Origin of the sequence: Kitasatospora sp. NPDC036755 (genome assembly GCF_040636595.1) — a bacterium.
Lineage (GTDB): Bacteria > Actinomycetota > Actinomycetes > Streptomycetales > Streptomycetaceae > Kitasatospora.
Map to the genome: position 1 here is coordinate 1 of NZ_JBEZUT010000323.1, position 9,913 is coordinate 9,913.

8 protein-coding genes are annotated in these 9,913 nt (G+C 73.2%); 6 read left to right on the plus strand and 2 right to left on the minus strand.

Annotated elements, in window-relative coordinates; all coding sequences use genetic code 11:
* Positions 1-140: 140 nt before the first annotated feature.
* Positions 141-1,622 carry a SulP family inorganic anion transporter gene (locus tag AB0E96_RS33330; RefSeq protein ID WP_359829541.1) on the minus strand — a complete coding sequence of 494 codons (1,482 nt, stop codon included), beginning with the start codon at positions 1,620-1,622 and terminating at the stop codon, positions 141-143.
* Positions 1,623-2,356: 734 nt separating this feature from the next.
* Here AB0E96_RS33330 and gcl point away from each other — a divergent pair.
* Positions 2,357-4,138, plus strand: a complete 1,782-nt coding sequence (gene gcl / locus AB0E96_RS33335) for a glyoxylate carboligase (RefSeq protein ID WP_359829534.1) — start codon at positions 2,357-2,359, stop codon at positions 4,136-4,138.
* A 216-nt stretch (positions 4,139-4,354) separates the two neighbouring features.
* Positions 4,355-4,843: a glutathione peroxidase gene (locus AB0E96_RS33340; RefSeq protein ID WP_359829535.1), complete on the plus strand. Its 489-nt coding sequence runs from the start codon at positions 4,355-4,357 to the stop codon at positions 4,841-4,843.
* A 40-nt stretch (positions 4,844-4,883) separates the two neighbouring features.
* Here the strand turns inward: AB0E96_RS33340 and AB0E96_RS33345 are convergent, their stop codons facing one another.
* A complete protein-coding gene (locus AB0E96_RS33345) occupies positions 4,884-5,807 on the minus strand; it encodes a LysR substrate-binding domain-containing protein (protein WP_359829536.1) in 924 nt (307 codons plus the stop codon).
* 96 nt (positions 5,808-5,903) lie between these two features.
* Here AB0E96_RS33345 and AB0E96_RS33350 point away from each other — a divergent pair, with 96 nt between their 5' ends.
* From AB0E96_RS33350 to AB0E96_RS33365, 4 genes are all read left to right on the plus strand, one after another.
* On the plus strand, positions 5,904-6,608 hold the full coding sequence (locus AB0E96_RS33350; protein WP_359829537.1) for a succinate dehydrogenase cytochrome b subunit: 705 nt from the start codon (positions 5,904-5,906) through the stop codon (positions 6,606-6,608).
* Complete coding sequence (locus AB0E96_RS33355; RefSeq protein ID WP_359829538.1) at positions 6,605-8,548, plus strand: fumarate reductase/succinate dehydrogenase flavoprotein subunit; 1,944 nt, start codon at positions 6,605-6,607, stop codon at positions 8,546-8,548. The genes AB0E96_RS33350 and AB0E96_RS33355 overlap by 4 nt, the downstream gene beginning before the upstream one ends.
* Positions 8,545-9,282 carry a succinate dehydrogenase/fumarate reductase iron-sulfur subunit gene (locus tag AB0E96_RS33360; RefSeq protein ID WP_359829539.1) on the plus strand — a complete coding sequence of 246 codons (738 nt, stop codon included), beginning with the start codon at positions 8,545-8,547 and terminating at the stop codon, positions 9,280-9,282. The genes AB0E96_RS33355 and AB0E96_RS33360 overlap by 4 nt, the downstream gene beginning before the upstream one ends.
* Positions 9,283-9,670: 388 nt before the next feature.
* Positions 9,671-9,913: hypothetical protein (locus AB0E96_RS33365; RefSeq protein WP_359829540.1), on the plus strand; the 243-nt coding region annotated here is incomplete at its 3' end.

A 9,913-nucleotide genomic window follows, 5' to 3' on the forward strand; every position in this document is an offset into this window, starting at 1 on the left:
GCCAAGACCGGCGAGGACGCCGCGCTGGCCCTGTACCTGACGAAGTCGGACCCGCTGCTGGTCCTGCGCGACCTGCTGGGCCACTCCAGCGTGATCGACCCGGACCGGCGACCAGGCTAGCCTTCGGGCCCGAGCGGGCGTCAGACCGCGCCGGGCAGCGGCGGTTCGACCGCCAGCGGCGCGCTGGCGCGGGCCCGGTGCTGGTCGGCCCAGGAGACCAGCGCCACCGTGCAGGCGTGGTCCAGGTGGCGCAGCCCGGACCAGTCCAGTTCCACCGGCCGGTCCTCCGGCAGCTTCTCCAGGGTGTCCAGCAGCCGGGGCAGCCGCAGGAAGGTGGCGTTGCCGCTCAGCCGCACCCGGTGCACCGGCTGCCCGTCCGGCCGCTCCCGTTCCTCCACCGCGATCTGCAGGTGCGAGGTCTGCCAGGCCGACTTGGCCACCGCCAGGCCGACGCCGATCAGCACTCCCTCGAACAGGTCGGTCGTGATGATCGCGGCCGCCGTCACCACCAGCACCAGGGCCTCGCCCAGGTGCTCCCGGCAGAGCGCGACGATCCGGCGCACCGGCACCAGCTTGGCGCCCGCGTGCACCAGCACGGCGGCCAGCGCGGTGAGCGGGACGAGCCCGAGCGCGCCGGGCAGCAGCGCGGTGAACAGCAGCAGCCAGCCGCCGTGCAGCACCCGCGAGGCCTTGGTGCGCGCACCGGCCTGGACGTTGGTCGCGCTGCGCACGATCACCGCGGTCATCGGCAGCGCGCCGAGCAGCCCGCAGACGGTGTTGCCGACGCCCTGGGCGGTGAGTTCGCGGTCGTAGTCGGTGCGCGGGCCGTGGTGCATCCGGTCGACGGCGGCGGCGCTGAACAGCGTCTCGGCGGAGGCGATCAGGGTGAAGGCGACGACCGTGCCGAGCCCGGCGGGCCCGGCCAGGGCGGTGAGCGCGTCGCCGTCGGGCAGGTGCACCACGTCGAGCAGCCCCGCCACCCGGACCCGGGCCACCGGGAGGTCGGCGGCCGCGGTGACGGCCGCGGCCAGGCCGACGGCGGCCAGCGGGGCGGGGACGGCGCGGGCGGCCCGCTGCGGCAGGTACTTCCAGCCGACCAGGACCAGCAGGGTGCCGAGGCCGAGGGCGACCGCGCCCGGGGCGGCCGCCGCGGTCAGCACGTCGCCCAGCAGGGCGGGCAGTCCGGCGATCTTCTCCGGTCCGGTGGCGGGGGCGCGGCGGTCGGCGAGCGCGTAGAGCTGGCCGAACACCAGGGTCAGTCCGATGCCGGCCAGCATGCCGTGCACCACGGAGGCGGACATCGCCCGGAACCAGCGGCCGAGCCGCAGGGCGCCCATCGCCAGCTGGAGCAGGCCGGTGCCGAGCACCAGCAGGCCGAGCGCGCCGACGCCGAAGCGCTGGACCGCGTCGGCGACCAGGACGGTCAGGCCGGCGGCGGGCCCGCTGACCTGGAGGCTGCTGCCGGGCAGCAGGCCGGCCACCAGGCCGCCGACGATGCCGGTCACCAGCCCGAGTTCGGCCGGGACGCCGGAGGCCACGGCCACCCCGACGCACAGCGGGAGGGCGACCAGGAACACCACCAGCGAGGCCGGCAGGTCGTGGCGCCAGGGGATGCCGCGCAGGACGGCGGGGGTGCGGGGACGGCCCGGTGGGCCGTGCTTGCGGAGCCGGCCCGGCGGGCTGTCGCTCCGGTGGGGCGGCGGGTTCACCCGGTCACCGCCAGGGACCGGACAGGGGTGCAGCAGCGCATGGGAGCGTTCCTTCCACGCGCCCGCCGCAGCGGGCGCGCCGTTGCAAGGGCGGGGAGCAGGAGGACGGGGGAAGACCGCGGAGGGGCGGCGACAGCGGTACGGCCGCGGGTCCGGTCGGACCGTGCGCGGCGGCGGGTGTCGGGTCGGTGCGGCCAGGGGGTGCGTCCCTCGCTCGGGTGCGGCGGACCGGGCGCGCTGGTCCTGGACGGGGCCACCGGCGGAGTTCCCCCGCTCGACCGGCGCTCCCCAACCCCCCTTGCCGCGGCCTCAGTTGGACGTCACGGGCCCGGCGTGCCACCGACGGTACCCAGCCCTGCGGGGCGGGCCCACCGGTGACACCGTCCCTTCACCGGCACTGCACACCGGCTGCGCTTTCCGGCGCGGAGCGTCCGCTTCCTCGGGAACACCGGGCCGGTGGCCGTTCTGGCGTACGAATCGGCACTCCGGGGACGCCTCCGCCCGGCTTCCACATTCTGTTGAAGTCCCCTTGACGCCCCGACGGACCCCGCCCTACCGTATTCCACATAAAGGAAACCATCTTCCGTATGGTGGAATTCAGGAGATGAGCCCTCCGAGCCACTGCGGGCCGACGCAGGAGAGATCCGATGCCCCGTATGACAGCCGCCCGCGCGGCCGTGGAGATCCTCAAGCTCGAAGGCGTCGAGGTCGCGTTCGGCGTGCCGGGCGCGGCCATCAACCCGTTCTACGCCGCGCTCAAGGCCTCCGGCGGGATCCGGCACACCCTGGCCCGGCACGTCGAGGGCGCCTCCCACATGGCCGAGGGCTACACCCGCGCCAGGGCCGGCAACATCGGGGTCTGCGTCGGCACCTCCGGTCCGGCCGGCACCGACATGATCACCGGCCTGTACTCGGCGATCGCCGACTCCGTCCCGATCCTCTGCGTCACCGGCCAGGCCCCCGTCGCCCGGCTGCACAAGGAGGACTTCCAGGCCGTCGACATCGCCTCGATCGCCCGGCCCGTCACCAAGGCCGCGACCACCGTGCTGGAGGCCGCGCAGGTCCCCGGCGTGTTCCAGCAGGCCTTCCACCTGATGCGCTCCGGCCGCCCCGGTCCGGTCCTGATCGACCTGCCGATCGACGTCCAGCTGACCGAGATCGACTTCGACCCGGAGCTCTACCAGCCGCTGCCGGTCCACAAGCCGGCCGCCAACCGCGCCCAGATCGAGAAGGCCCTCGCGCTGCTCCAGCGCTCCGAGCGCCCCCTGATCGTCGCGGGCGGCGGAGTGGTCAACGCCGACGCCGCCGACCTGCTGCTGGAGTTCGCCGAGCTCACCGGCGTCCCCGTGGTCCCGACCCTGATGGGCTGGGGCACCGTCCCGGACGACCACGAGCTGAACGCCGGCATGGTCGGACTGCAGACCTCGCACCGCTACGGCAACGAGACCTTCCTCGCCTCCGACTTCGTCCTCGGCATCGGCAACCGCTGGGCCAACCGCCACACCGGCGGACTCGATGTCTACACCGCGGGCCGCACCTTCGTCCACGTCGACATCGAGCCCACCCAGCTCGGCCGGATCTTCGCCCCGGACCTCGGCATCGCCTCCGACGCCGGGGCCGCGCTGGAGCTGTTCGTCGAGGCCGCCCGCGAGCTGCGGGACGCCGGCACGCTCAGGGACCGCGGCGCCTGGGCCGCCTCCGTCCAGGAGCGCAGGGCCCGCCTCCAGCGCCGCACCCACTTCGACGACGTACCGCTCAAGCCGCAGCGCGTGTACGAGGAGATGAACCGTGCCTTCGGGCCGCAGACCCGCTACGTCACCACCATCGGGCTGTCCCAGATCGCCGGCGCGCAACTGCTGCACGTCTACCGGCCGCGGCACTGGATCAACTGCGGCCAGGCCGGCCCGCTCGGCTGGACGATCCCGGCCGCGCTGGGCGTGGCCACCGCCGACCCCGGGGGTCAGGTCGTCGCGCTCTCCGGCGACTACGACTTCCAGTTCATGATCGAGGAGCTGGCCGTCGGCGCCCAGCACCGCATCCCCTACGTCCACGTGCTGGTGAACAACTCCTACCTGGGGCTGATCCGCCAGGCGCAGCGCGCCTTCGACATCGACTTCCAGGTCAAGCTGGAGTTCGAGAACGTCAACGCGCCGGAGCTGGGCGCCTACGGTGTGGACCACGTCAAGGTCGTCGAGGGCCTGGGCTGCAAGGCGATCCGGGTCACCGAGCCGGAGGGCCTGCTGCCGGCCTTCGAGGAGGCCAAGAAGCTGGCCGCCGAGTTCCGCGTCCCGGTCGTGGTCGAGGCGATCCTGGAACGGGTCACCAACATCTCGATGGCCGCCGCCGACATCGACAAGGTCAACGAGTTCGAGGAGTTGGCCACCCTCCCGGAGCACGCCCCGACGGCCATCAGGCCGCTCACGCGCTGAACGCCCCCGGGCGGGACCCGGCCGGGCACGCGGCTCCGGTGACGCCGCGGCCGGGCGCGCGCACCGGCCGCACGGGGGCGGACGAGCCGCTCCGCACGCCCCCGTGCCCCCGCGCGCCCGGAACACCGGCACGCCGCCCGCGGTTGATCAGGTCGCGGCCGCTACCGTGGCCCCGGAAGAGGCCCGGCCCGACGAATCCCCGAAAGGACCACCCCCGTGAGCCTGTACGACATCCCGCTGCGCACCCTCGACGGCGCGGCCACCTCGCTGGCCGACCACAAGGGCAAGGCGCTGCTGATCGTCAACGTCGCCTCCAAGTGCGGCCTGACCCCGCAGTACACCGGCCTGGAGAACCTCCAGAAGCGCTTCGCCGGGCGCGGGTTCACCGTCCTGGGCTTCCCCTGCAACCAGTTCGCCGGGCAGGAGCCGGGCAGCGCCGAGGAGATCCGGTCCTTCTGCTCCACCACCTACGGCGTGACCTTCCCGCTGTTCGAGAAGATCGACGTCAACGGGGACGGCCGGCACCCGCTGTACGCCCGGCTGACCGAGGTCGCCGACGAGGAGGGCCAGGCCGGGGACGTCTCCTGGAACTTCGAGAAGTTCCTGGTCTCCCCGGACGGCACCGTGGTGGCGCGGCTGCGCCCGCGCGTCGAGCCGGAGTCGGAGGAGCTGGTCGCCGCGATCGAGGCCGTCCTGCCGGCCTGACCGCGCGACGGACGGGGCCCGGGCCGGCGCCCGGGCCCCGTCACAGCAACAGCCGGGTGCCCGGCGGCAGTTCACCGTCCCGGGCGGCGTCCCGCAGGTGCGCCAGCAGGGTCTCCCGGAGCGCCTCCGCCGCGCGGGTGAGCGGCACCTCGTGGCCGTGCGCCAGGGCGATGGTGCGGCCCAGCTCCGGCCCGGCGAAGGCCGTCACCGCGAGGCCGGAGCGGGCGGCCACCATGCCGGGGACGACGGCCGGCCCGATCCCGGCCCGGACGAAGCCCAGCACCGCGTCCATCTCACCGCCCTCCACCGCGAACTCGGGCTCGAACCCGGCCGCCCGGCAGGCCGCCAGGGTCGCCTCGCGGACGTCGTAGCCCTCCCGGAACATCACCAGCGGCCGGCCCCTGAGCTCCGTCACCCGGACCTTGCCCCGCCGGGCCCGCCGCTCGGCCGCGACCAGCACCAGCTCCTCGTGCAGCAGTTCGGTGACCGCCGGCGCGGGCGCCTGCTCGCCGCTCGGCGGGGTGATGATCAGCGCGAGGTCCAGCTCCCCCGCGGCCAGCCAGCCGACCAGGTCGCGCGAGCCGCCCTCGCGGACCACCAGCGTCACGCCCGGGTAGCGGTCCCGGAAGACCCGCAGCACATCCGGCACCAGGCTGGTGCACAGGCTCGGCGGCGCGCCCAGCCGGACCCTGCCGCGGCGCAGCTGCACCGTCTCCTGCACGGCCAGCCGGGCGCTCTCGGTGTCCGCGAGGATGCGCCGGGCCAGCGGCAGCAGGGCGTCCCCGGCGTCGGTGAGCGCGATGTTGCCCCGGGTGCGGTGGAACAGTTCGGCACCCAACTCCCTTTCCAGCGAACGGATCTGTTGCGAGAGGGACGGCTGCGCGACGTGCGCCGCCTCGGCGGCCCGGGTGAAGTGGCGGGTCTCGGCGACGGCCAGGAAGTAGCGGAGTTGTTGGAGCTGCACAGGACCAGGATAGGCCGCATCGATAGTCACCGCCTATCGTCACGAGCCGCATCATGTCTTGGACGCACCCTGGTAGCCGTCCCTACCGTTGCAGCCATGACAACCGCGACTCGGACGGCCCGGCATCCGTCCACCCTGGCGACCCTGTGGCGGTCGACCGTCGGCAAGAAGGCGGTCATGGCCGTCACCGGACTGGCCATGCTGCTCTACCTGGTCGCGCACATGCTGGGGAACCTCAAGGTGTTCTTCGGCCCGGACGACATCAACGGCTACGCGGCCTGGCTGCGCACCATCGGCCGGCCCTTCCTCGGCCACGAGTGGTTCCTGTGGATCGCCCGGGCCGGCCTGCTCGCCGCGGTCGTGCTGCACGGCGTCTCCGCGTACCAGCTCAGCCGCCGCGACCTCGCGGCCCGCCCGAGCAAGTACGCCCACCGGCGCCGCCGCGCGAGCTACGCGACCAGGACCATGCGCTGGGGCGGGGTGATCCTGGCGCTGTTCATCGTCTGGCACATCCTCGACCTCACCACGCTGACCGTGAACCCGGGCACCGACCACGCCCAGACGTACCAGAACATCGTGGCCTCCTTCGGCCGCTGGTACGTCGACGTGTTCTACGTCGTCGCGATGCTGGCCGTCGGCCTGCACATCCGGCACGGGTTCTGGAGCGCCGCGCAGACCCTCGGTGCCAACAACGCCCGCCGCGACCGGGCGCTCAAGCTGATCGCGAACGGCCTGGCGCTGGTGCTGACGGCCGGCTTCCTGTCCGTCCCCGTGGCCGTGATGACCGGAGTCGTGAAATGACCTACCAGGACTACACCCTCGGCGAGCCGGTCGCCGACGCCAAGGCCCCCGAGGGGCCGATCGAACAGCGCTGGGACCAGCGGCGGTTCGACGCCAAGCTGGTCAACCCGGCCAACCGGCGCAAGCACACCGTGATCGTCGTCGGCACCGGACTGGCCGGCGGCGCGGCCGGCGCCACCCTGGCCGAACAGGGCTACCACGTCGTCCAGTTCTGCTTCCAGGACTCCCCCCGGCGGGCCCACTCGATCGCCGCCCAGGGCGGCATCAACGCGGCCAAGAACTACCGCAACGACGGCGACTCGATCCGCCGGCTGTTCTACGACACCGTCAAGGGCGGCGACTTCCGCGCCCGCGAGTCCAACGTGCACCGGCTGGCCCAGGTGTCGGTGGAGATCATCGACCAGTGCGTGGCCCAGGGCGTGCCCTTCGCCCGCGAGTACGGCGGCCTGCTGGACACCCGGTCCTTCGGCGGCGTGCAGGTCTCCCGGACCTTCTACGCCCGCGGCCAGACCGGCCAGCAACTGCTGCTCGGCGCCTACCAGGCGCTCTCCCGGCAGATCGCGGCCGGGAACGTGGAACTGCACCCGCGCACCGAGATGCTCGACCTGCTGGTGGTCGACGGCCGGGCCCGCGGCATCGTCGCCCGCGACCTCGTCACCGGCGAGATCCGCTCCTACACCGCGGACGCCGTGGTGCTCGCCAGCGGCGGCTACGGCAACGTGTTCTACCTCTCCACCAACGCCAAGAACTCCAACGCCACCGCGGTCTGGCGGGCGCACCGGCGCGGCGCGTACTTCGCCAACCCGTGCTTCACCCAGATCCACCCGACCTGCATCCCGCGCTCGGGCGACCACCAGTCCAAGCTCACCCTGATGAGCGAGTCGCTGCGCAACGACGGCCGGATCTGGGTTCCCAAGGCGCGGGGCGACGACCGGCCGCCCGGGCAGATCCCGGAGGAGGAACGGGACTACTACCTGGAGCGGATCTACCCGTCCTTCGGCAACCTGGTGCCGCGCGACATCGCCTCCCGGGCCGCCAAGAACGTCTGCGACGAGGGCCGCGGCGTCGGCCCCGGCGGCCAGGGCGTCTACCTGGACTTCGCCGACGCGATCCGCCGGATGGGCCGGGAGGCCGTCGAGGCCAAGTACGGCAACCTCTTCGAGATGTACGAGCGGATCACCGCCGAGGATCCGTACCGGGTGCCGATGCGGATCTACCCGGCGATCCACTACACGATGGGCGGGCTCTGGGTCGACTACGACCTGCAGACCACCGTCCCGGGGCTGTTCGCGGTCGGGGAGGCCAACTTCTCCGACCACGGCGCCAACCGGCTCGGGGCCAGCGCCCTGATGCAGGGCCTCGCCGACGGCTACTTCGTGCTGCCGCCCACCATCAACGACTACCTGGCCCGCCACCCGCTGCCGGCCGTGCCCGCCGACCACCCGGTGCTCGCCGAGGTGGAGGCCGAGGTCGAGGACCGGCTCAACCTGATCCTCGCGGTGGACGGCGACCGCACCCCGGACTCCTTCCACCGCGAGCTCGGCGAACTGCTCTGGGACGAGTGCGGGATGGCCCGCGACGAGGCCGGGCTGCGGCGGGCGCTGGAGCGGATCCCGCTCCTGCGCGAGGAGTTCTGGCGCCGGATCAAGGTGCCGGGCACCGGGCAGGAGCTCAACCAGTCGCTGGAGAAGGCCAACCGGCTGGTCGACTACTTCGAACTGGCCGAACTGATGTGCCTGGACGCGCTGCACCGCGCCGAGTCCTGCGGCGGCCACTTCCGCCTGGAGAGCCAGACCCCCGACGGCGAGGCCGCCCGCCGCGACGAGGAGTACTCCTACGCCGCCGCCTGGGAGTTCACCGGCACCGGCGAGGCACCCGTCCTCCACCGCGAGGAACTCGACTTCGAGTACGTCCACCCCACCCAGCGGAGCTACGCATGAACCTCACCCTGCGCATCTGGCGCCAGGCGGGCCCGGACGCGCCCGGCTCGATGACCACCTACCAGGTCAGCGGGATCAGCCCGGACATGTCCTTCCTGGAGATGCTGGACACCCTCAACGAGGAGCTGATCACCCGCGGCGACCAGCCGGTCGCCTTCGACCACGACTGCCGCGAGGGCATCTGCGGCGCCTGCGGCATGGTCATCAACGGCCAGGCGCACGGCCCCGAGCGCACCACCACCTGCCAGCTGCACATGCGGCACTTCCGGGACGGCGACACCATCGACGTCGAACCGTGGCGGGCGGCGGCGTTCCCGGTGGTCAAGGACCTGGTGGTGGACCGCTCCGCCTTCGACCGGATCATCGGCTCCGGCGGCTACATCACCGCCCCCACCGGCGCCGCCCCGGAGGCGCACGCCACGCCCGTCCCCAAGGAGGTCGCCGACACCGCCTTCGAGCACGCCGAGTGCATCGGCTGCGGCGCCTGCGTGGCGGCCTGCCCGAACGGTTCGGCGATGCTCTTCACCTCCGCCAAGGTGGTGCACCTCAACGTGCTGCCGCAGGGCGCGCCGGAACGGGCCGCCCGGGTGCGGAACATGGTCTCGGCCATGGACGCCGAGGGCTTCGGCGGCTGCACCAACACCGGCGAGTGCGCGACCGCCTGCCCCAAGGGCATCCCGCTGCCCAGCATCGCCGCGATGAACCGGGAGTTCCTGCGGGCCGCCCGCGGCTGACGGCTCCTCACCCGATCGCCCCTCCGGGGGATCAGCCCCTCGGACGTTCGAAACCTCGGACGGTCGAAACCTCGGACGGTCGGCCCCCCGCTCTGGTGCTCAGGCGGGGGGCCGACACCCGTTCCGGGCGGGCCCGGCGCTACCCGTACGGGTGGTGGATCGCGGCGAGCGGTGCTTCCTGACGGAGAATCGCGCTACGGTGGTGCTCCGCCACGGAAGGACGGCATATGCCCGAGGTTCAGTCCTGTTCCGGGTGCGGCGGGTCCGGGGGGACCCAGAAGACCGAGGCAACGGTCGAACTGGACGAGGAAGGAAGCATGGTGCCCAGCGTCCACACCTTCTGGTCGCCCTGCGGTCGGTGCCACGGATCCGGGACGGTGATCGTCGGATGAGGTTCGTCTTCGAGTGCGTCGAGTGCGGTGGGCACTACCTGCCGCCCGAGGAGATGGTGTACCCGGACGGGCCGGCCTCGCCGGTCTGGTGCACCGCCTGCCAGAGCGCCAAGCGCGCGGCCGGCCTGCGGGAGGATCCGCTGCTCGCCCGGGTGGCGCTGGCCGCCGCCCGGGCCGCGCTGGCCGGCCGGACCGCCGAGGCGGCCGAGCAGCCGGCCCGCTCCGACGTCCGCCCGTCC